Raw genomic sequence first — 22,125 nt, 5'->3', positions numbered from 1 at the left:
GCCCTTGGCCGCCTCGCCCGTGCGGGCGAGGCCGGCGGCACCCGACGCAGGGGCGCCCCGTCCTGGAATTGCTCGTTCCGTCCTTTCTCGCCGCGTCCCCGTTCGCGCTCGCCGTCGCGTCGCCGACCCCTCTGATCAATTAGGTTGGGGGATGCAGCGGGGCAGACAAGCAGTACGAGAAGAAGTGGGCGATGTCCGACATGACAAGCGAAGGTCGTAACAGGCTCAACCAGCTGCCCGAGTGGGCGGCCCTCGGCAAGCACCGTGAGCAGCTGGGCGAGACCCACCTGCGCGAGTTGTTCGCCGCCGACCCGACGCGTGGCACCGATCACGTGCTGAGGGTCGGCGACCTCTACCTGGACCACTCCAAGCACCTCGTCACCGACGAGACGCTGACCCTGCTGCGCGAACTGGCCGCCGCCACCGGCGTCGCCGAGCTCCGCGACGCCATGTTCCGTGGCGAGAAGATCAACACCACCGAGGACCGCGCCGTCCTCCACACCGCCCTGCGCGCCCCCCGCGAGGCCGTCGTCGAGGTCGACGGGGAGAACGTCGTGCCCGGCGTCCACGCCGTGCTCGACAGGATGGGCGCCTTCGCCGACAAGGTCCGCGCGGGCGAGTGGACCGGTCACACCGGACGGCCCGTCAAGAACGTCGTGAACATCGGCATCGGCGGCTCCGACCTGGGCCCCGCCATGGCGTACGAGGTGCTGCGCTCCTACACCCAACGGGACCTGACGCTCCGTTTCGTCTCCAATGTGGACGGCGCCGACCTCCACGAGGCCGTCCGCGACCTCGACCCCGCCGAGACGCTCTTCGTCGTCGCCTCCAAGACCTTCACCACGATCGAGACGATCACCAACGCCACCTCCGCCCGCAACTGGCTCCTCAGCGGGCTCGGTGCCGGCCAGGAGGCCGTAGCCAAGCACTTCGTGGCCCTCTCGACCAATGCCGAGAAGGTCGAGGAGTTCGGCATCGACACCACGCACATGTTCGAGTTCTGGGACTGGGTCGGCGGCCGGTACTCCTACGACTCCGCCATCGGGCTCTCCCTGATGATCGCCATCGGCCCGGACCGGTTCCGCGAGATGCTCGACGGTTTCCACCTCGTCGACGAGCACTTCCGCACCGCCCCGCCGGAGGAGAACGCGCCGCTCCTGCTCGGACTCCTCGGCATCTGGTACGGCGCCTTCTTCGACGCCCAGTCGCACGCCGTCCTGCCGTACTCCCACTACCTGTCCAAGTTCACCGCCTACCTCCAGCAGCTCGACATGGAGTCCAACGGCAAGTCGGTGGACCGTCAGGGCCACCGGGTCGACTGGCAGACGGGCCCCGTCGTCTGGGGCACCCCCGGCACCAACGGGCAGCATGCCTACTACCAGTTGATCCACCAGGGAACCAAGGTCATCCCGGCCGACTTCATCGGCTTCGCCCGTCCCGTCGACGACCTGTCGCCCGCCCTCGTGGCCCAGCACGACCTGCTCATGGCCAACTTCTTCGCGCAGACCCAGGCACTCGCCTTCGGCAAGACGCCCGAGGAAGTGCGGGCCGAAGGGGTCGCCGAGGACCTCGTCCCGCACAAGACCTTCCCGGGCAACCACCCGACCACCACGATCCTGGCCGAATCACTCACCCCGTCCGTCCTCGGCCAGCTGATCGCGCTCTACGAGCACAAGGTCTTCGTCCAGGGCGCCGTCTGGAACATCGACTCCTTCGACCAGTGGGGCGTCGAGCTCGGCAAGGTCCTCGCGAAGCGGATCGAGCCCGTCCTGGCGGAGGGCGAGGGCGCCGAGCAGCTCGACAGCTCCACCGCCGGACTCGTGTCGACCTACCGCTCGCTGCGCGGACGGTAACCGCGTGACGGGGGAGAACGCGGTGCGGTTGAGGCCGCCCAGGAACACCGTGGACCAGCGTGCCGTCGCCTGGTGGCGGAGCCGGTTGCTGGTGACCGCCGCCGCGCCGGTGGCGGTCCTCCTCGTCCTCCGTGCGTTCCTCGGGCCGGTCGGTTCCTGGCTGCTGTTCGCGGCCGGGGCCACGGCGGTCCTGGGCCTCGCCGGTGCCGCGTTCTTCCCCGCCTGGTGGTTCCGGGTGCACCGCTGGGAGGTCACCGACGACGCCGTCTACGTGCGCACCGGGGCCCTCCTCCAGGAGTGGCGGATCGCTCCCATGTCGCGGATCCAGACCGTCGACACCTCACGGGGACCGCTGGAGCAGCTCTTCCGGCTGGCCACCGTCACCGTGACCACCGCCTCCTCCAAGGGCGCCGTCAGGATCGCGGGTCTCGACCACGACCTGGCCGCCGCCCTCGCCGAACGGCTGACCCTGATCACCCAGGCCACCCCCGGGGACGCCACATGAGGGGAGGGCGGGGCGCGCAGCAGGACGAGGAACCGCAGTGGTCGCGCCTCGACCCCCGCACCGTCCTCGTCCGAGGGGTCCTCTTCACCGGCGTCCTCCTCGGCGCAGGACTCCCCGTCGCCTTCGGACTCGCCGGGTCGCGGCCACCGTGGCAGGCCTTCGCCTGGGTCTTCGGCGCGGTCCTACTGGTCCTCGCGGCCGACGTCGTCGCCGAGACCCTCCGGCTCCGCCGCACCCGCTACCGCGTCGGCCCCGAGCGGGTCGAACTCCGCACCGGCCTCCTCGTGGTCCAGCGCCGTTCGCTCGCCCGCGACCGCATCCGCAGCGCGGACCTCACGGCCAACCCCCTCCAGCGCCTCCTCGGCCTGGTCAAGGTTCGGATCGGCACCGGAGAGCACACCGGCGGCGGGGAGTCCACCCTCGAACTCGACCTGGTCACCCGCGCCGAGGGAGAGCGCCTCCGACACGAGCTCCTCGCCCGCGCCGCCACCACGGAGCCCGACCGGGACGATGCCCTGGCCACGCTCGACCCGCGCTGGATCCGCTATGCGCCCGTCTCCTTCCTCGCCCCCGCGTTCGGCGGTGCGGCGGTCGGCGCCGTCCTGCAGGTCAGCGAGTGGTTCGGGGCCCAGGCCGAGCTCGTCGACTGGATGGGGGACCGGTTCCAGGACGTCTCCGTGACCTGGATCGTCGTCGACCTGATCCTGCTGGCCACCGCGGTCGGCGCGGTCGGGGCGCTCGCGCTCTGGGTCGAGACCTGGTGGAACTACCGCCTGGAACGCGAGCCCGGCGGCACCCTCCGGATCTCCCGGGGCCTCCTCACCACCCGCTCGGTCTCCCTGGAGGAGCGCAGGCTGCGCGGCGTCGAGCTCGTCGAGCCGCTCGGCATCCGCATGTGCGGGGCCGCCCGGGTCGACGCCGTCGCCACCGGGCTCGTCCAGAACGCCGACGACAAGCACGCCGAACTCAAGAACCTCGTGCCACCGGTGGAGCGGGCCGTTGCCGACCGCGTCGCCGGCCGGATACTGCGCGAGCCGGAACCGCCCACCGAGGCGCCGCTCGCCGCCCATCCCCGGGCCGCCCGCACCCGACGGCTGCGCCGGGCCCTGCTCGGAGTCCTCGCCCCGGTCGTGGTCCTCGCGCTCCTCGGCCGGGTCGTCGCCCCGTTCCTGCTGTACGTGGCGGCCGGCTGCGCCGTCGTCCTCACCCCGCTCGCGGTGCTCGGCGCCCTCGATGCCTACCGCGCCCTCGGACACGGCGTCAGCGGCGCCTACCTGGTGACCCGTTCGGGAACGCTCCGGCGGGCCACGACCGCCCTCCAGCGTTCTGGGGTCATCGGCTGGACCGTGAAGCAGTCGTACTTCCAGCGCCGCGCCGGCCTGCTGACGATCACCGCCACCACGGCGGCGGGCGAGGGGGCGTACGACGTCATCGACGTGGGCGTGGGCCAGGGCCTGACCTTCGCGGCCGGAGCCGTACCCGATCTTCTCGCACCGTTCCTGGAGCCCGTGGGCGTACCGGAGGCCCGGTCCCAGGAGTCCCCCCGGACGAAGTCGGGGGGAGAGGGGACCGGGCCTCCGTGAGGTGGCCTCAGGCCGAGGCCGGCGGATACATGCTCCGCGGCAGCTTGGACGCGGCTGCCGCGTCCAACAGCCACAGCGTCCGGGAGCGGCCGTAGGCGCCCGCCGCGGGGGCCTGCAGCTCACCCGCGCCGGACAGCGCGACGGCCGCCGCCGTCGCCTTGTCCTCTCCGGCCGCGAGCAGCCAGACCTCCTTCGCGGCCCGGATCGCGGGGAGGGTCAACGAGATCCGGACCGGCGGCGGCTTCGGTGCACCGTGCACCCCCACCACCGTCCGCTCGGTCTCGTGGACCGCAGGCAGCTCCGGGAAGAGCGAGGCCACGTGGGTGTCCGGGCCGATGCCCAGCATCAGGACGTCGAAGGTGGGCACTCCCGCGTGGTCACCGGGTCCGGCCGCGGCCAGCAGTTCCGCCGCGTACGCGGCTGCGGCGGCATCGACGTCGCTGCCGTGCGGGCCGTTCGACGCCGGCATCGCGTGCACCCGTGCGGGGTCCACCGGGACGCCGTCGAGCAGTGCCTCGCGGGCCTGGGTGACGTTGCGCTCCGGGTCCCCCTCGGGGAGGTAGCGCTCGTCGCCCCACCACAGGTCGAGCCGCGACCAGTCGATCGCGTCCCGGGCGGGCGCCGAACGCAGCGCCGCGAGCAGCCCGTTGCCGTTGCGGCCACCGGTCAGCACCACCGAGGCGGAGCCACGGGAGGCCTGGGCGTCCACGATCTTCGTGATCAGCCGGGCCGCGGCGGCCTCGGCCATCAGCTCCTTGTCGCGGTGGACCACCAGCTGGGGGGTGCTCATGTGGCCGCCACCTTCTTGGCCGCGGCCTTCCTCGTGCGCTTGGCGGTGGTGGGCGCCGGTTCTGCGGTCGTCTCCTCCACTGCCTCCGCCGCCTCTTCGGCGGGGTCGGGGGCGGTGGTGGCCGCCTCCTCGGCCAGTCGGTCGAGACCGAACCTGAGCGCCGTCGCATAGGTGTCGTCCGGGTCGAGCCGGCGCAGTTCCTCTGCGATCAGTTCGGCCGTCTCGCGGCGCTTGAGCGCCACGGCGCGGTCCGGCTGCCCCTGGATGGACAGCGTCGCGAGGGAGCCGTCCGGCCGGTCCAGCACGATCGGGCCGGCATTGGTCTCCAGCCGCACGGAGGTGAGGCCGGGGCCCGTCGACTTCGAGCGCCGCACCGGTACCTCCAGCCGGCCCGCCAGCCACATCGCGAGCAGTTCGACGCTCGGATTGAACTCCTCGCCCTCCACCACCGCCGAGGTGACCTCGCACACCACCTGGTCGAGCGCGGCGGCGAGCATCGAACGCCACGGGGTGATCCGGGTCCAGGACAGGTCCGTGTCGCCCGGGGTGTAGGCGTCCGCGCGCGCGGTCAGTTCCTGGATGGGCTGCTCGGCGGCGTAGGTGTCGGTCACGCGGCGCTGGGCGAGCGCACCCAGCGGGTCGTTCGCCGGGTCGGTCGGTGCGTCCACCGGCCACCAGACGACCACGGGGGCGTCCGGGAGGAGCAGCGGGAGCACCACCGACTGGGCGTGGTCGACGACCTCGCCGTACAACCGCAGCACCACCGTTTCGCCGGTGCTGGCATCGGCGCCGAGACGGACCTCGGCGTCGAGTCGTGCCTTGGAACGGTCCCGCGGGGAGCGCGAGACCCGCTTGATGACGACGAGGGTCCGCGAGGGGTGCTCGCGGGACGCCTCGTTGGCCGCCTTCAGCGCGTCGTAGGCGTTCTCCTCGTCGGTGACGATGACGAGGGTGAGCACCATGCCGACGGCCGGGGTGCCGATCGCCCGCCGCCCGAGCACCAGCGCCTTGTTGATCTTGGAGGACGTGGTGTCCGTCAGGTCGGTCTTCATGGCCGGCGCCAGCTCCTGCCGTCTCGTGCGAGCATCTCGTCCGCCTCGACGGGACCCCAGGTCCCGGACTCGTACTGCGCGGGCTTGCCGTGCGCGTCCCAGAACTGCTCGATCGGGTCGAGGATCTTCCAGGACAGCTCGACCTCCTCGACCCGCGGGAAGAGGTTGGAGTCGCCGAGCAGGACGTCGAGGATGAGCCGCTCGTAGGCCTCGGGGCTGGACTCCGTGAAGGACTCGCCGTACGCGAAGTCCATCGACACGTCCCGGATCTCCATCTGCGTGCCCGGCACCTTCGAACCGAACCGCACCGTGACGCCCTCGTCCGGCTGGACGCGGATCACGATGGCGTTGCGGCCGAGCTCCTCGGTCGCGGTGTGGTCGAAGGGGGAGTGCGGGGCCCGCTGGAAGACCACCGCGATCTCGGTGACCCTGCGGCCCAGACGCTTGCCGGTCCGCAGGTAGAAGGGGACGCCCGCCCAGCGGCGGTTGTCGATCTCCAGCTTGATGGCCGCGTAGGTGTCGGTCTTCGACTGGGGGTCGATGCCGTCTTCCTGGAGGTAGCCGACGGCCTTCTCGCCGCCCTGCCACCCGGCCGCGTACTGGCCGCGGACCGTGGACTCGCCCAGGTCCTTGGGCAGCTTCACGGCCCCGAGGACCTTGGTCTTCTCCGCGGCCAGCGCATCGGCGTCGAAGGAGGCGGGCTCCTCCATCGCGGTCAGCGCGAGCAGCTGCAGCAGGTGGTTCTGGATGACGTCACGGGCGGCGCCGATGCCGTCGTAGTAGCCCGCGCGGCCCCCGATGCCGATGTCCTCGGCCATGGTGATCTGCACGTGGTCGACGTACGACCGGTTCCAGATCGGTTCGAAGAGCGTGTTGGCGAAGCGGAGCGCCAGGATGTTCTGGACGGTCTCCTTGCCGAGGTAGTGGTCGATCCGGAAGACCGCCTCGGGCGGGAACACCTCGTGGACGACCTCGTTCAGCTCCTTGGCGGAGACCAGGTCGTGGCCGAAGGGCTTCTCGATGACGGCGCGACGCCACGAGCCGTTCTCCTGGTCGGCCAGCCCGTGCTTCTTGAGCTGCTGGACGACCAAGGGGAAGAACTTCGGCGGCACGGACAGGTAGAAGGCGAAGTTGCCCCCGGTGCCCTGCGCCTTGTCCAGCTCCTCGATGGTGGACTTGAGCTGCTCGAAGGCGTTGTCGTCGTCGAAGTCGCCCTGGACGAAGCGCATGCCTTGGATCAGCTGCTGCCACACCTCCTCCCGGAACGGGGTGCGGGCGTGCTGCTTGACGGCGTCGTGGACCTCTTGGGCGAAGTCCTCGTCCTGCCACTCGCGCCGGGCGAAGCCGACGAGCGAGAAGCCCGGCGGCAACAGGCCGCGATTGGCCAGGTCGTAGACGGCGGGCATCAGCTTCTTACGGGACAAATCGCCCGTGACGCCGAAGATCACCAGACCCGACGGCCCCGCGATGCGCGGGAGCCGTCGGTCTGCGGCGTCACGGAGCGGGTTGGCTCCGTGGACTGCACTCACAGTGCCTATGCCTCCGAAGGTACGCGGCGCGCGAGCTCCGCCTCGGTGGACCCGAGCAGGTCGTTCCAGGACGCCTCGAACTTCTCGACGCCCTCGTCCTCCAGGAGCTGCACGACGTCGTCGTAGCTGATGCCCAGCTTCGCGACGGCCTCCAGCACCTCGCGGGAGGAGTCGTAGGTGCCGCGGATGGTGTCACCGGTGACCTCGCCGTGGTCGGCGGTGGCCTCCAGGGTGGCCTCGGGCATGGTGTTCACCGTGCCCGGGGCGACCAGGTCCACGACGTACAGGGTGTCCTTGTACGCCGGGTCCTTGACGCCGGTCGAGGCCCACAGCGGACGCTGCTTGTTGGCCTGGGCCCGGTCCAGGGCGGCCCAACGCTCCGAGGAGTCCGAGAAGACCTCCTCGTAGGCCTCGTACGCCAGACGGGCGTTGGCCAGGGCGGCCTTGCCCTTGAGCGCCGCAGCCTCGTCGGTGCCGATGCCGTCCAGGCGCTTGTCGATCTCCGTGTCCACGCGGGAGACGAAGAAGGAGGCCACCGAGTGGATCTTGGAGAGGTCGAGGCCGCGCTCGCGGGCCTTCTCCAGCCCGGTCAGGTAGGCGTCCATGACGGCGCGGTAGCGCTCCAGCGAGAAGATCAGCGTGACGTTGACGCTGATGCCCAGGCCGATGACCTCGGTGATCGCCGGCAGTCCCGCCTCGGTGGCCGGGATCTTGATGAGGGTGTTGGGACGGTCCACCAGCCAGGCGAGCTGCTTCGCTTCGGCGATGGTGGCCGCCGTCTCGTGAGCGAGGCGGGGGTCGACCTCGATGGAGACCCGGCCGTCCTGGCCGTCCGTCGCGTCGAAGACCGGCCGCAGGATGTCGGCGGCGTCGCGGACGTCCGCCGTCGTGATCATGCGGATGGCCTCGTCGACGGTCACCTTGCGGGTGGCGAGGTCGACGAGCTGCTGCTCGTAGCCGTCACCCGAAGAGATGGCCTTCTGGAAGATCGACGGGTTCGTGGTCACGCCGACCACGTGGCTCTGGTCGATCAGCTCGGCCAGGTTGCCGGACGTGATCCGCTTGCGCGAGAGGTCGTCCAGCCAGATCGCGACGCCTTCGTCGGAGAGGCGCTTGAGAGCGTCTGTCATGAGAATTGCATCTCCAGAGAGTCGTAACTAGGGGCGTCAGCGCGCGGCGGCGTCGAGCGATTCCCGCGCGGCGGCGACGATCGCCTCCGGCGTGAAGCCGAACTCGCGGAACAGGACCTTCGCGTCCGCCGAGGCGCCGAAGTGCTCCAGCGAGACGATGCGGCCGGCATCGCCGACGTACCGGTGCCAGGTCAGGCCGATGCCGGCCTCGACCGCGACCCGGGCCTTGACCGACGGCGGCAGGACCGAGTCCTTGTACGCCTGGTCCTGCTCCTCGAACCACTCCACGGACGGCATCGAGACCACACGGGTCGGGACGCCGGCGGCCTGGAGCTGCTCGCGGGCCTCGACGGCCAGGTGCACCTCGGAACCGGTCGCGATCAGCACGACCTGCGCGTCGCCGCCCTCGGCGTCGAAGAGCACGTAGCCGCCCTTGACGGCGTCCTCGTTCGGCGCGTACGTCGGCACGCCCTGACGGGTGAGCGCGAGGCCGTGCGGGGCTCCCTTGCCGAACACCCGCGTGTGGCGCTGCATGATCTCGCGCCAGGCGAGCGCCGTCTCGTTGGCGTCGGCCGGCCGGACCACGTTCAGGCCCGGGATCGCGCGCAGCGAGGCCAGGTGCTCCACCGGCTGGTGCGTCGGGCCGTCCTCGCCCAGACCGATCGAGTCGTGGGTCCAGACGTACGTCACGGGCAGGTGCATCAGCGCGGACAGTCGCACCGCGTTGCGCATGTAGTCGGAGAACACCAGGAAGGTGCCGCCGTAGATGCGCGTGTTGCCGTGCAGGGCGATGCCGTTCATCTCCGCGGCCATGGAGTGCTCGCGGATGCCGAAGTGGATGGTGCGGCCGTACGGGTCGGCCTCCGGCAGCGGGTTGCCCTCGGGCAGGAACGACGAGTCCTTGTCGATCGTCGTGTTGTTCGAGCCGGCGAGGTCGGCCGAGCCGCCCCACAGCTCCGGGATGACCGCGCCCAGCGCCTTGAGGACCTGCCCCGAGGCGGCCCGGGTGGCGACGCCCTTGCCGGGCTCGAAGACCGGGAGCTTCTCGGCCCAACCGGCCGGCAGCTCGTTCGCCTGGATGCGGTCGAACTCCGCCGCGCGCTCCGGGTTGGCCGTGCGCCACTCGGCGAGCTGCTTCTCCCACGCGGTACGGGCCTCGCGCCCGCGGTCACCGAGCGCACGGGTGTGCGCGATGACCTCGTCGCCGACCTCGAAGGTCTGCTCCGGGTCGAAGCCCAGGACGCGCTTGGTGGCCGCGATCTCCTCGTTGCCGAGCGCCGAGCCGTGTGCGGCCTCGGTGTTCTGTGCGTTCGGAGCGGGCCAGGCGATGATCGAACGCATCGCGATGAACGACGGACGCTCGGTCTCGGCCTCGGCGGCGCGGATCGCCGCGTACAGCGCGGCCGGGTCCAGGTCGCCGTTGGACTTCGGCTCCACGCGCTGGACGTGCCAGCCGTACGCCTCGTACCGCTTCATCGTGTCCTCGGACACGGCCGTCTCGGTGTCGCCCTCGATCGAGATGTGGTTGTCGTCCCACAGCAGGATCAGGTTGCCGAGCTTCTGGTGGCCGGCGAGCGAGGAGGCCTCCGCGGAGATGCCCTCCTGCAGGCAGCCGTCACCGGCGATCACGTAGATCCGGTGGTCGAACGGAGAGGCGCCGGGAGCGGCCTCCGGGTCGAACAGGCCGCGCTCGAAGCGGGCCGCCATCGCCATGCCCACGCCGTTGGCGACGCCCTGGCCCAGCGGGCCCGTGGTCGTCTCGACACCGGCGGTGTGGCCGTACTCCGGGTGGCCGGGGGTCTTCGAGCCCCAGGTGCGGAAGGTCTTCAGGTCGTCCAGTTCGAGACCGAAACCACCCAGGTACAACTGGGTGTAGAGGGTCAGGGACGAGTGCCCGGCGGAGAGGACGAACCGGTCCCGCCCGACCCACTCGGGGTCGGCGGGGTCGTGTCGCATCACCTTCTGGAAGAGGGTGTACGCGGCCGGTGCAAGGCTCATCGCCGTACCGGGATGGCCGTTGCCGACCTTCTGTACGGCGTCCGCGGCCAGGATGCGGGCGGTGTCAACGGCCCGCTGGTCCAATTCGGTCCACTCGAGGTCTGTGGTGGTCGGCTTAGTGCTCACCCTGGGTCAGGGCTCCTCTCCACATGTCTGAAGCCGGTGACTGAGGGTGTACCGGCGTTGTCGAGCCTACCCCCGCCGTACGCCCCTCTTTTCGTGTCCTGGCCCCTCAAATGAGCGGAGAAATGACGGGACACAGCAAGAGTGCCGGTGGATCCGGCCGTTCGCCTCCCGAGCACCGCCCGGAGCGGCCCCGAACCGCGTCCACCCCTTGGGACGTACCCCTCCAACACGACCCCACCCCCGCGAAGATCGGCGTCTGGGCAACGTCTACAGTGGCGTGGTACGCGCAAGCTTTACCCCGTCTTCACTCGGGGAGCTTGCTGGGAATTTCTCTGTCAGGGGTGTGCGTGACGGCCGTCGAGTCCCGACCCGCAGGGGTCGTCTTGACTCCCAGCCCGGGGGGCCATCGGCCGTTCGGGGCCCGCGTCAAGGCATTCGTGGCGCTGACCAAGCCGCGGATCATCGAGCTGCTGCTCATCACGACCGTTCCGGTGATGTTCCTCGCCGAGCAGGGCGTGCCCAACCTCTGGCTGGTGCTCGCCACCTGTTTCGGCGGCTACCTGTCGGCGGGCGGTGCCAACGCGCTGAACATGTACATCGACCGGGACATCGACGCCCTGATGGAGCGCACGTCCCAGCGCCCCCTGGTCACCGGCGTGGTGTCGCCGCGGGAGGGCCTGGTCTTCGGCCTCACCCTCGCCGTGGTCTCCACGCTCTGGTTCGGCCTCCTCGTCAACTGGCTCTCCGCCTGGCTCTCCCTCGGCGCACTCCTCTTCTACGTCGTCGTCTACACGATGATCCTGAAGCGGCGCACCGCGCAGAACATCGTCTGGGGCGGCATCGCCGGCTGCCTCCCGGTGCTCATCGGCTGGTCGGCCGTCACCAATTCGATGTCCTGGGCCGCCGTCATCCTCTTCATGGTCATCTTCTTCTGGACGCCGCCGCACTACTGGCCGCTGTCCATGAAGGTGAAGGACGACTACGCCCGCGCGGGCGTCCCCATGCTTCCGGTGCTGGCCTCCAACAAGGTCGTCGCCAAGCAGATCGTGGTCTACAGCTGGGTCATGGTCGCCGTCTCCCTGCTGCTGACCCCGCTCGGTTACACGGGCTGGTTCTACACGGCGGTGGCGCTGCTCACCGGCGGCTGGTGGCTCTGGGAGGCGCACGCCCTCCTGAACCGGGCCAAGGCGGAGGTGACGGGCGCCAAGCTCAAGGAGATGCGCCTCTTCCACTGGTCCATCACCTACGTGTCGCTGCTCTTCGTCGCCGTCGCGGTGGACCCCTTCCTCCGCTAGGGCGGCACGCGCGCTCATCTGATGCGTGGAGGCCGACGGCCGGGTCACGTGGGACAGCCCACACGGCCCGGCCGTCGCCAGTGGATCTACCCCTCGGTAGCATCCGTGTCATGGCAGACACGAAGCACGAAGAGCGCAGGGCGGCCAAGCTGGCCAAGGAGATCCGGGCCTTCTCCAAGGAGCACGGCGGCTCTGAGGGGCACCTCGCGCACATCGGCCAGGCGGGCACCCGGATCGTCCTGGTCGGCACCGACGGCGGCTGGGGCGACCTCGTCGCACCGACCTACGCCGTCGCCCAGCAGGCCGCCGAGAAGGCGGGGCTGACCCTCCATGAGGAGTTCGACGGCGACTTCGCCGCCAAGGTGGAGACCGGCCCGTACGAGTGGACCCGGATGGCCGGCATCCAGATCGGCGGCCCCTCCAACCGCTGAGGCAACAACCTCGGGCGGGGCTCACCCGTTAGGACGTGTGGAGACGCGTCCAGGCAGGGAGAGCCCCCCGAGATGATCGACACGCCGAGTCTGGTGGACCAGCACTGCCACGGGGTGCTCCGCACGGAGCTCGGCCTCGGAACGTTCGAGGCCCACCTCGGTGCCCAGCTGGGCGGAGCGGCCCTGCTGCCGGCCGCGGGCACCACCTTCTTCGACACCCAGACCGGCTTCGCCGTGCGCCGTTGGTGCCCGCCGCTCCTCGGGCTGGAGCCCCACTGCCCGCCCGCCCGCTACCTGGCCCGCCGGCGGGAACTCGGGGCCGCCGAAGTGGGCCGCCGTCTGCTGCGCGCCTCCGGCATCTCCACCTATCTGGTCGACACCGGGCTCCCCGGGGACCTCACGCCACCCGCCGAGTTGGGGGCCGCGGGTGCCGCAGAGGCGCACGAGATCGTCCGGCTCGAACCCCTCGCCGAACAGGTGGCCGACACCTCGGGGACCGTCGAGGCCTTCCTCGCCAACCTCGCCGAGGCCGTCCACGGCGCCGCCGACCTCGCCGTGGCCTTCGCGGCGGCGGTGCCCCGCGGCCTCGCGAGCGCGCCCGCACCGCCCGGCCCCGGAGAGGTGCGCGGTGCCGCGGGTCGCTGGTTGGCCGGCCGTCCGGCCGGCGGCCGGCTGACCGACCCCGTCCTGCTGCGCCACCTGCTGTGGATCGCGGTCACCGCCGGGCGCCCCCTCCAGTTGCACGCCGGGGACCAGGATCCGGCCGCCCTCGCCGGCTTCGCCGCCGCCACCACGGGGCTCGGCGCCGCCCTCGTCCTGCTGCACGCCTATCCGCGGCACCGGGCGGCGGCCCACCTCACCGGACGCCACCCCCACGTGTACGCCGACCTCGGTCCCGTCCTCGCCCACACCGGGGCCAGGGCGACCGCGGTCCTGGCTGAGGTGCTGGAGCGGGCGCCCTTCGGCAAGCTGCTGTTCTCCAGCGGCGCACGGGGGCTTCCCGAGCTGCACGTGGTGGCGGCGAGCACCCTCCGCCTGGCCCTCGGCCGAGTGCTGGGCGAGTGGACCGCGGACGGTTCCTGGTCCCGCACGGACGCCCAGCGGGTCGCGGCGATGATCGCCGCGGAGAACGCCAAGCGGGTCTACCGGCTCGCGGGGAGCCGATAGACCCGCCGGGATCGGGGTCAGGTCCTGGCGGCCAGCTCCGGGTCCGCCTGGGCCGGGATCCCCGGCGTGGCGAGCGGGCGTTCGCGCAGGCTCAGGGCGAGCCGCAGGACCGCGATCCACATCAGCGAGGAGCCGAGCATGTGGGCCGAGACCAGCAGCTCGGGCACTCCGGTGAAGTACTGGACGTAACCGATCCCGCCCTGGAGGAGCAGCACGATCAGGAGGTCGCGGGCGCGGTCCCGGGTGTCGTCCGGGGCGTCCACCACCCGCAGGACCAGCCACATGGCGAGCGCGAGGGCACAGACGATCCATGCGGCGATCGCGTGGACGTGGGCGGCGTTCGTCCAGTCCCACGGCATGCGCGGGACGTCACTGCTGTCCCCGGCGTGCTTGCCGGCGCCGGTGACCGTCGTGCCGAGCACGATCAGCAGGGCGGAGACGATCGTGATCGCCCAGGACAGCTTCCGGACCGGGCGCGGGGCCCTCGGCCGGGGGGCCGTGTCACCCTCGCCGGTGCGGTGCCAGGTGATGACGGCGACCGTGAGCAGGGAGTTCGCGGCCAGGAAGTGACCGGCCACCGTCCAGGGGTTGAGGCCCATCCACACCGTGATGCCGCCGATGACGGCATTGCTCATGACGATCCAGAACTGGGCCCAGGCGAGCCGGGTCAGCCCGCGTCGCCAGGGCTTGGTGCAACGGGCGGCGACGATCGCCCAGCCCACCGCTGCCGACAGCACGTACGTCAGCATCCGGTTGCCGAACTCGATCGCGCCGCGGTAGCCCTGCTCGGGCGTCACGATGAGGCTGTCGTCCGTGCACTTCGGCCAGGTGTCGCAGCCGAGACCGGAACCGGTCAGCCGGACCGCGCCGCCCGTGACGATGATGAGCACGCTCATCACGACTGCGGAGAGCGCGGCGCGCCGGAGCGTCCGGGGGGACGGGGTCCAGCGCTGGGCGAGGGAGGCGAGGGGGGTCAGCACGGCCCCTATCGTAGGTGGCGCTTGTGCGCGCTTTCACGAGGGGGGCGTATATGGCGGAACGGAACCTTACGGTTACTCCCAGCGGAAGAACCTGGCCGCCGCCCCGAGGCCCAGCAGCGCCCACACCGCCAGGACGAGGGCGTCGCCCCACGGCATCGTCGCCCCGTTCTGCAGGACGTCCCGGAGTCCGTCCGAGAGGGCGGAGATCGGCAGCAGGGCGAGCAGGTCGCCTGCGGCCCCGAACCTCTCCAGCGGGACGATGACCCCGCCGCCGACCAGGAGCAGGAGGAAGACCAGGTTGGCGGCGGCCAGGGTGGCCTCGGCCTTCAGGGTGCCGGCCATCAGCAGTCCGAGTCCGGAGAAGGCGGCCGTGCCGAGGACCAGGAGGAGCAGCACGGACAGCGGGTTGCCCCGCGGGGACCAGCCGAGCGCCAGGGCGATCGCCGTCAGGAGGACGATCTGGAGGACCTCGGTCACCAGGACGGAGAGCGTCTTGGCCGTCATCAGCGCCCACCGGGGGAGCGGCGAGGCGCCGAGCCGCTTGAGCACCCCGTAGCGCCGCTCGAAGCCGGTCGCGATGGCCTGGCCGGTGAAGGCCGTGGACAGCACGGCCAGGGCGAGGACGCCGGGGGCGAGGAAGTCGACCGCCTCGTCGGCGCCGGTGTCGACGATGTCGACGGTGGAGAACAACACCAGGAGGAGCGAGGGGATGATCACCGTGAGGAGTAGCTGTTCGCCGTTGCGCAGCAGCATCCTGGTCTCCAGGGCGGTCTGCGCGGCGATCATCCGGCCGACGGGGGCTGCCCCCGGCCGCGGGGAGTGGGTGCCAGTGCTCACGACCGCAGTTCCTTGCCCGTCAGTTCGAGGAAGACGTCTTCGAGGGTGTGGCGCTCCACGGAGATGCCGTCCGGCATGACGCCGTGCTGGGCGCACCAGGTGGTGACGGTGGCGAGCAGCTGGGGGTCGACGGTGCCGGTGATCCGGTACGTGCCGGGGAGCGTCTCCGCGGCGGCCGACCCGTCCGGCAGTGCCTTGAGCAGGGAGCCCAGGTCGAGGTGGGGGCGTCCGGTGAAGCGCAGGGTGTTCTCGGCGCCGCCGCGGCACAGCTCTTCGGGGCTGCCCTGGGCGACGACCCGGCCGGCGTCGACGATGGCGACGTCGTCGGCGAGCTCCTCGGCCTCCTGCATGAAGTGCGTGGTGAGGACGACGGTCACGCCGTCGGAGCGCAGCTCGCGGACGAGGTCCCAGGTGGCGTGACGGGCCTGCGGGTCCAGGCCGGCGGTGGGTTCGTCGAGGAAGACCAGTTCGGGACGGCCGACGACGGCCATGGCGAGCGCGAGGCGCTGCTGCTGGCCGCCGGAGAGCCGTCGGTAGGCGGTGCGACCGCAGGAGCCGAGGCCGAGCCGTTCGGCGAGGGCGTCGACGTCGAGGGGGTGCGCGTGCAGCTTCGCCATGTGGCGGAGCATCTCGTCGGCGCGGGCACCGGAGTAGACGCCGCCGGACTGGAGCATGACGCCGATCCTGGGGCGCAGGGCGGCGGCGTCGGCGACGGGGTCGAGGCCGAGCACGCGAACGGTGCCGGCGTCCGGTCTCCGGTAGCCCTCGCAGGTTTCGATGGTGGTGCTCTTGCCGGCCCCGTTGGGGCCGAGGACGGCAGTGACGGTGCCGGCCCGCACGTCGAGGTCGAGGCCGTCGACGGCGGTCTTGCTTCCGTACCGCTTGACCAGGCCGCGGACCCGGACGACGGACTCGTGTGACATGTCGGGAAGTCTAGAGAGCCGGCGCGGGTCCGTGGCGCGCGGGGCGTCGCATTCATCCCATCAATGATCGTTTCCGCAGGTCAGGTAAGGCTTACCTGAGTGACGCATGGCACCGCCGTCGACTCCGACGCCGCTTGTCACTCCTCGATTAATTACGCAACAATGGCGTTGTGAAAAACGTTGGCGCGGCTCCGGCGGAGGAACTCGCGACCCGAGAGCGCTCCACGCGCAACCGGGTCGCGCGGTCGATCCTGGACCACGGTCCGTCGACCGTCGCCGACCTGGCCGAACGGCTCGGCCTCACCCAGGCCGCCGTACGCCGCCACCTCGACTCGCTGGTCGCCGAGAACGTCGTCGAAGCCCGCGAGAAGCGCGTCTACGGCACCAGGGCCCGCGGCCGCCCCGCCAAGGTCTTCGCGCTCACCGACTGCGGTCGGGACGCCTTCGACCAGTCGTACGACTCCCTCGCCGTCGAGGCGCTGCGCTGGATCGAGCGCAATGCCGGAGGGGAAGCGGCCGTCGCCGCCTTCGCCCGCGACCGGATCGAGGCCCAGGCCGGTGCGTACCGCGAGGCCGTCGAGTCGGCCGAACCCGCCCGCCGGACCGCGGCACTGGCCAAGGCCCTCAGCGCGGACGGGTACGCTGCCACTGCGCGGAACGCGCCGGTCGGCGAGCAGCTATGCCAGCACCACTGCCCGGTCGCCCACGTCGCCGAGCAGTACCCCCAGCTGTGCGAGGCGGAGACGGAATTCTTCTCCCGCCTCTTGGGAACACACGTCCAGCGTCTGGCCACCATCGCGCATGGTGACGGCGTCTGCACCACGTTCATCCCGCACGGCACCCCGCAGACCACTGAACCAGCATCCGCAAGCACGGCCGGGAGGAACCCCGCATGACCACCGAGATCAGCCACCCCGAGCTCGAGGGCCTGGGTCGGTACGAGTACGGCTGGGCCGACTCCGACGCGGCCGGCGCCACGGCCAAGCGCGGTCTGAACGAGGACGTCGTCCGCGACATCTCCGCCAAGAAGAACGAGCCCGAGTGGATGCTGAAGCTGCGTCTCAAGGGTCTGCGCCTCTTCGACAAGAAGCCCATGCCGACCTGGGGCTCCGACCTCTCCGGCATCGACTTCGACAACATCAAGTACTTCGTGCGGTCCACCGAGAAGCAGGCCGAGTCCTGGGAGGACCTGCCGGAGGACATCAAGAACACGTACGACAAGCTCGGCATCCCGGAGGCGGAGAAGCAGCGCCTCGTGGCCGGCGTCGCCGCCCAGTACGAGTCCGAGGTCGTCTACCACCAGATCCGCGAGGACCTGGAGGAGCAGGGCGTCGTCTTCGTCGACACCGACACCGCGCTGAAGGAGCACGAGGAGCTCTTCAAGGAGTACTTCGGCACCGTCATCCCGGTCGGCGACAACAAGTTCGCCTCCCTGAACACGGCCGTCTGGTCCGGCGGCTCGTTCATCTACGTGCCGAAGGGCGTGCACGTCGAGATCCCGCTCCAGGCCTACTTCCGCATCAACACGGAGAACATGGGCCAGTTCGAGCGGACGCTGATCATCGTCGACGAGGACGCCTACGTCCACTACGTCGAGGGTTGCACCGCCCCGATCTACTCCTCGGACTCGCTGCACTCCGCGGTCGTCGAGATCGTGGTCAAGAAGGGCGGACGCTGCCGCTACACGACCATCCAGAACTGGTCGAACAACGTCTACAACCTGGTGACCAAGCGCGCTGTCGCCTACGAGGGCGCCACCATGGAGTGGGTCGACGGAAACATCGGCTCCAAGGTCACCATGAAGTACCCGGCCGTCTACCTCATGGGCGAGCACGCCAAGGGCGAGACCCTGTCCATCGCCTTCGCGGGCGAGGGCCAGCACCAGGACGCCGGCGCCAAGATGGTCCACATGGCCCCGAACACCTCCTCCAACATCGTCTCCAAGTCGGTGGCGCGAGGCGGCGGCCGCACCTCCTACCGCGGTCTCATCGAGATCGGCGAGGGCGCCCCGGGCGCCAAGTCCAACGTGCTCTGCGACGCGCTGCTCGTCGACACGATCTCCCGCTCCGACACGTACCCCTACGTGGACGTGCGCGAGGACGACGTCTCCATGGGCCACGAGGCCACCGTCTCCAAGGTCTCCGAAGACCAGCTCTTCTACCTGATGAGCCGCGGCCTCACCGAGTTCGAGGCCATGGCGATGATCGTCCGCGGCTTCGTCGAGCCCATCGCCAAGGAGCTCCCGATGGAGTACGCCCTGGAGCTCAACCGGCTGATCGAGCTGCAGATGGAAGGCGCGGTCGGCTAGCCGCCACCGCACCGCCGCCCGAGCAGCGACCGATTTTCTTTACGTACGCAGGAAGAGAGCAAGACGACAGCCATGGCTGAGGCTCAGAACATCCCCGCGGGCTCCACCACCGCGGGTTCGATCGCGGTGGCCGCCGAGTCCACCGTCGCCACGCGCATGAGCGCACCGCCGTCCTTCGACGTCGCGGACTTCCCGGTGCCGCACGGCCGCGAGGAGGAGTGGCGGTTCACCCCGTTGGCGCGCCTGCGCGGCCTCCACGACGGCACCGCCGTCGCCTCCGGAGAGGGCGTCAAGGTCGAGGTCGAGGCCCCCGAGGGCGTCACCGTGGAGACCGTCGGCCGCGAGGACCAGCGCCTCGGCAAGGCCGGCACGCCCGTCGACCGCGTCGCCGCCCAGGCGTACTCCTCCTTCGAGAAGGCCTCGGTCGTCACCGTCGCCAAGGAGGCCGTCCTCACCGAGCCGATCCGCATCTCGGTGCACGGTGCCGGCGGGGTCGCCTTCGGCCACCAGGTCATCGAGCTCGGCGCCTTCGCCGAGGCCGTCGTGGTCATCGACCACACCGGTGACGCGGTGCTCGCCGCCAACGTGGACTACGTCCTCGGCGACGGCGCCAAGCTGACCGTCGTCTCCGTCCAGGACTGGGACGAGAAGGCCGTCCACGTCGCCCAGCACAACGCCCTGGTCGGCCGCGACGCCTCCTTCAAGTCGGTCGTCGTCACCTTCGGCGGAGACGTCGTCCGCATCCACCCGCGGGTCTCGTACGCGGCCCCCGGTGGCGAGGCCGAGCTCTTCGGCCTGTACTTCACGGATGCCGGGCAGCACCAGGAGCACCGCCTCCTGGTCGACCACAACACCCCGCACTGCAAGTCCAACGTGGCCTACAAGGGCGCGCTGCAGGGCCAGGACGCGCACGCCGTCTGGATCGGCGACGTGCTCATCCAGGCCGCCGCCGAGGGCACCGACACGTACGAGCTCAACCGGAACCTGGTCCTCACGGACGGGGCCCGGGTCGACTCCGTGCCGAACCTGGAGATCGAGACCGGCGAGATCGCCGGCGCCGGTCACGCCTCGGCCACCGGTCGCTTCGACGACGAGCAGCTCTTCTACCTGATGTCCCGCGGCATCCCGGAGGCCGAGGCCCGCCGCCTCGTCGTCCGCGGCTTCTTCGCGGAGCTCGTCCAGCAGATCGGCCTGCCCGACGTCCAGGAGCGGCTCCTCGCCAAGATCGAGGTCGAGCTGGAGGCCTCCGTCTGATGGCCTTCGTCCGAGTCTGCGCGCTGAGCGAGCTGGAGGCCGACACCCCCAAGCGGGTCGAGGTCGACGGAACGCCGGTGTCGGTCGTGCACACCGAGGGCGAGGTGTACGCGATCAACGACATCTGCTCGCACGCGAACGTCTCCCTGTCGGAGGGCGAGGTCGAGGACTGCGCGATCGAGTGCTGGCTGCACGGCTCCAGCTTCGACCTGCGCACCGGCAAGCCCTCCGGCCTTCCCGCGACGCGCCCCGTCCCCGTATACCCCGTAAAGATCGAAGGGGACGATGTGCTCGTCTCCGTCACCCAGGAGTCCTGAGTCACCCATGGCAACGCTCGAAATCCACGACCTGCACGTCTCCGTCGAGGCGGAGAACGGCCCCCGCGAGATCCTCAAGGGCGTCGACCTGACCATCAAGCAGGGCGAGACCCACGCCGTCATGGGCCCCAACGGCTCCGGCAAGTCGACCCTGGCGTACTCCCTCGCCGGCCACCCGAAGTACACGGTCACCGGCGGCACCGTCACCCTCGACGGTGAGGACGTCCTGGAGATGTCGGTCGACGAGCGCGCCCGCGCCGGCGTCTTCCTCGCCATGCAGTACCCGGTCGAGGTTCCCGGCGTTTCGGTCTCCAACTTCCTGCGCACCTCCGCCACCGCCGTCCGCGGCGAGGCGCCCAAGCTGCGCACCTGGGTGAAGGAGGTCAAGTCCGCGATGGAGCAGCTCCAGATGGACCCGGCCTTCGCCGAGCGCAACGTCAACGAGGGCTTCTCCGGCGGCGAGAAGAAGCGCCACGAGATCCTCCAGCTCGAACTGCTCAAGCCGAAGATCGCGATCCTCGACGAGACCGACTCCGGCCTGGACGTCGACGCGCTCCGCATCGTCTCCGAGGGCGTCAACCGCGTGCGAGAGACCGGCGAGGTCGGCACCCTGCTGATCACGCACTACACGCGGATCCTCCGCTACATCAAGCCCGACTTCGTGCACGTCTTCGCGAACGGCCGCATCGTCGAGTCCGGCGGTGCCGAGCTCGCCGACCAGCTGGAGAACGAGGGCTACGACAAGTACGTGAAGGGTGGCGCATCCGCGTGACTTCCGCCCATCAGGGGCTGACCGGCCTCCTCGACTCCGAGGCGATCCGCAAGGACTTCCCGCTCCTGGACCGCGTGGTCCACGACGGCAAGAAGATCGTGTACCTCGACTCCGCGGCGACCTCGCAGAAGCCGAGGCAGGTACTGGACGCCCTCAACGAGTACTACGAGCGGCACAACGCCAACGTCCACCGCGGCGTCTACACGGTCGCCGAGGAGGCGACGGCGCTGTACGAAGGAGCCCGTGACAAGGTCGCGGCCTTCATCAACGCGCCGAGCCGCGACGAGGTGATCTTCACCAAGAACGCCTCCGAGTCGCTCAACCTCGTGGCCAACATGCTGGGCTGGGCCGACGAGCCCTACCGCGTGGACCACGAGACCGAGATCGCCATCACGGAGATGGAGCACCACTCCAACATCGTTCCGTGGCAGCTGCTCGCGCAGCGCACGGGCGCGAAGCTGAAGTGGTTCGGCCTCACCGACGACGGTCGCCTCGACCTCTCGAACATCGAGGAGGTCATCACCGAGAAGACCAAGATCGTCTCGTTCACGCTGGTCTCGAACCTGCTCGGTACGGTCAACCCGGTGGAGACGATCATCCGCCGCGCCCAGGAGGTCGGTGCTCTCGTCTGCATCGACGCCTCCCAGGCGGCGCCGCACATGGTCCTGGACGTGCAGGCGCTCCAGGCCGACTTCGTGGCCTTCACCGGCCACAAGATGTGCGGCCCGACCGGCATCGGCGTGCTGTGGGGACGGCAGGAGCTCCTGGAGGACCTCCCGCCCTTCCTCGGCGGCGGCGAGATGATCGAGACGGTCTCGATGCACTCCTCGACCTACGCGCCGGCGCCGCACAAGTTCGAGGCGGGCACGCCCCCGATCGCCCAGGCCGTCGGCCTCGGTGCGGCCGTGGACTACCTCTCGGCGATCGGCATGGAGAACATCGCGCGCCACGAGCACGCGATCACCGAGTACGCCGTCCGGCGCCTCCAGGAGGTGCCCGACCTGCGGATCATCGGCCCCACCACGGCCGAGGACCGGGGCGCGGCGATCTCCTTCACGCTGGGCGACATCCACCCGCACGACGTGGGCCAGGTCCTCGACGAGCAGGGCATCGCGGTCCGGGTCGGCCACCACTGCGCGCGGCCGGTCTGCCTGCGGTACGGAATTCCTGCGACCACGCGAGCGTCGTTCTATCTGTATTCCACTCCGGCCGAGGTCGACGCCTTGGTCGAGGGGCTGGAGCACGTCCGGAACTTCTTCGGCTAGGGGACCGCTC

The 22,125-nt window shown here is 70.5% G+C and carries 20 protein-coding genes; 12 read left to right on the top strand and 8 right to left on the bottom strand.

The window, feature by feature from the left end:
• Positions 1–191 precede the first annotated feature (191 nt).
• From pgi to ACFW2Y_RS18555, 3 genes are read left to right on the top strand one after another with little or no spacing between them, the layout of a single operon-like run.
• Entirely contained in the window at positions 192–1,853 is a 1,662-nt protein-coding gene (pgi, locus tag ACFW2Y_RS18565; RefSeq protein ID WP_384880007.1) for a glucose-6-phosphate isomerase, read from the top strand.
• A 4-nt stretch (positions 1,854–1,857) separates the two neighbouring features.
• Positions 1,858–2,358, top strand: coding sequence for a PH domain-containing protein (locus ACFW2Y_RS18560; RefSeq protein WP_384880004.1), 501 nt, complete (start codon positions 1,858–1,860; stop codon positions 2,356–2,358).
• The gene (locus tag ACFW2Y_RS18555; protein WP_384880003.1) at positions 2,355–3,941 is read left to right on the top strand and encodes a PH domain-containing protein; all 1,587 of its coding nucleotides are present in this window, start codon (positions 2,355–2,357) and stop codon (positions 3,939–3,941) included. The genes ACFW2Y_RS18560 and ACFW2Y_RS18555 overlap by 4 nt, the downstream gene beginning before the upstream one ends.
• Positions 3,942–3,948: 7 nt before the next feature.
• On the opposite strand, the gene pgl is transcribed toward ACFW2Y_RS18555, so the two are convergent.
• From pgl to tkt, 5 genes are read right to left on the bottom strand one after another with little or no spacing between them, the layout of a single operon-like run.
• Positions 3,949–4,731, bottom strand: coding sequence for a 6-phosphogluconolactonase (pgl, locus tag ACFW2Y_RS18550; protein ID WP_384880000.1), 783 nt, complete (start codon positions 4,729–4,731; stop codon positions 3,949–3,951).
• Complete coding sequence (opcA, locus tag ACFW2Y_RS18545; protein WP_384879997.1) at positions 4,728–5,783, bottom strand: glucose-6-phosphate dehydrogenase assembly protein OpcA; 1,056 nt, start codon at positions 5,781–5,783, stop codon at positions 4,728–4,730. Before opcA ends, pgl begins: the two co-directional genes overlap by 4 nt.
• Entirely contained in the window at positions 5,780–7,312 is a 1,533-nt protein-coding gene (gene zwf, locus ACFW2Y_RS18540; RefSeq protein WP_384879994.1) for a glucose-6-phosphate dehydrogenase, read from the bottom strand. Before zwf ends, opcA begins: the two co-directional genes overlap by 4 nt.
• Positions 7,313–7,317: 5 nt before the next feature.
• Positions 7,318–8,442: a transaldolase gene (gene tal, locus ACFW2Y_RS18535; RefSeq protein WP_384879991.1), complete on the bottom strand. Its 1,125-nt coding sequence runs from the start codon at positions 8,440–8,442 to the stop codon at positions 7,318–7,320.
• A 36-nt stretch (positions 8,443–8,478) separates the two neighbouring features.
• Complete coding sequence (gene tkt, locus ACFW2Y_RS18530; RefSeq protein ID WP_384879989.1) at positions 8,479–10,566, bottom strand: transketolase; 2,088 nt, start codon at positions 10,564–10,566, stop codon at positions 8,479–8,481.
• 347 nt (positions 10,567–10,913) lie between these two features.
• Here tkt and ACFW2Y_RS18525 point away from each other — a divergent pair, with 347 nt between their 5' ends.
• From ACFW2Y_RS18525 to ACFW2Y_RS18515, 3 genes are all read left to right on the top strand, one after another.
• Positions 10,914–11,861: a heme o synthase gene (locus ACFW2Y_RS18525; RefSeq protein WP_384879986.1), complete on the top strand. Its 948-nt coding sequence runs from the start codon at positions 10,914–10,916 to the stop codon at positions 11,859–11,861.
• Positions 11,862–11,971: 110 nt separating this feature from the next.
• Positions 11,972–12,292: a hypothetical protein gene (locus ACFW2Y_RS18520; protein WP_384879984.1), complete on the top strand. Its 321-nt coding sequence runs from the start codon at positions 11,972–11,974 to the stop codon at positions 12,290–12,292.
• Positions 12,293–12,364: 72 nt separating this feature from the next.
• Complete coding sequence (locus ACFW2Y_RS18515; RefSeq protein ID WP_384879981.1) at positions 12,365–13,459, top strand: amidohydrolase family protein; 1,095 nt, start codon at positions 12,365–12,367, stop codon at positions 13,457–13,459.
• 17 nt (positions 13,460–13,476) lie between these two features.
• On the opposite strand, the gene ACFW2Y_RS18510 is transcribed toward ACFW2Y_RS18515, so the two are convergent.
• From ACFW2Y_RS18510 to ACFW2Y_RS18500, 3 genes are all read right to left on the bottom strand, one after another.
• Entirely contained in the window at positions 13,477–14,448 is a 972-nt protein-coding gene (locus ACFW2Y_RS18510; RefSeq protein ID WP_384880010.1) for a heme A synthase, read from the bottom strand.
• A gap of 63 nt (positions 14,449–14,511) precedes the next feature.
• Positions 14,512–15,276, bottom strand: coding sequence for an ABC transporter permease (locus tag ACFW2Y_RS18505; RefSeq protein WP_384879979.1), 765 nt, complete (start codon positions 15,274–15,276; stop codon positions 14,512–14,514).
• A complete protein-coding gene (locus tag ACFW2Y_RS18500) occupies positions 15,273–16,199 on the bottom strand; it encodes an ABC transporter ATP-binding protein (RefSeq protein ID WP_384879976.1) in 927 nt (308 codons plus the stop codon). The genes ACFW2Y_RS18505 and ACFW2Y_RS18500 overlap by 4 nt, the downstream gene beginning before the upstream one ends.
• Before the next feature lie 170 nt (positions 16,200–16,369).
• Between ACFW2Y_RS18500 and ACFW2Y_RS18495 the strand changes: the two genes are divergently transcribed.
• From ACFW2Y_RS18495 to ACFW2Y_RS18470, 6 genes are all read left to right on the top strand, one after another.
• On the top strand, positions 16,370–17,095 hold the full coding sequence (locus ACFW2Y_RS18495; protein WP_384879973.1) for a helix-turn-helix transcriptional regulator: 726 nt from the start codon (positions 16,370–16,372) through the stop codon (positions 17,093–17,095).
• The gene (gene sufB, locus ACFW2Y_RS18490; RefSeq protein ID WP_384879970.1) at positions 17,092–18,507 is read left to right on the top strand and encodes a Fe-S cluster assembly protein SufB; all 1,416 of its coding nucleotides are present in this window, start codon (positions 17,092–17,094) and stop codon (positions 18,505–18,507) included. Before ACFW2Y_RS18495 ends, sufB begins: the two co-directional genes overlap by 4 nt.
• A gap of 72 nt (positions 18,508–18,579) precedes the next feature.
• Positions 18,580–19,761 (top strand): Fe-S cluster assembly protein SufD, encoded by a 1,182-nt coding sequence (gene sufD, locus ACFW2Y_RS18485; protein WP_384879967.1) that lies wholly within the window; start codon positions 18,580–18,582, stop codon positions 19,759–19,761.
• The gene (locus ACFW2Y_RS18480; protein ID WP_030692512.1) at positions 19,761–20,078 is read left to right on the top strand and encodes a bifunctional 3-phenylpropionate/cinnamic acid dioxygenase ferredoxin subunit; all 318 of its coding nucleotides are present in this window, start codon (positions 19,761–19,763) and stop codon (positions 20,076–20,078) included. Before sufD ends, ACFW2Y_RS18480 begins: the two co-directional genes overlap by 1 nt.
• 7 nt (positions 20,079–20,085) lie before the next feature.
• Positions 20,086–20,850 carry a Fe-S cluster assembly ATPase SufC gene (gene sufC, locus ACFW2Y_RS18475; protein WP_041128637.1) on the top strand — a complete coding sequence of 255 codons (765 nt, stop codon included), beginning with the start codon at positions 20,086–20,088 and terminating at the stop codon, positions 20,848–20,850.
• Entirely contained in the window at positions 20,847–22,115 is a 1,269-nt protein-coding gene (locus ACFW2Y_RS18470) for a cysteine desulfurase (RefSeq protein ID WP_384879963.1), read from the top strand. Before sufC ends, ACFW2Y_RS18470 begins: the two co-directional genes overlap by 4 nt.
• Positions 22,116–22,125: the final 10 nt, after the last annotated feature.

This window comes from Streptomyces sp. NPDC058877, assembly GCF_042742855.1.
Classification (GTDB): domain Bacteria; phylum Actinomycetota; class Actinomycetes; order Streptomycetales; family Streptomycetaceae; genus Streptomyces.
This window is presented reverse-complemented; position numbering and strand designations above follow the sequence as displayed.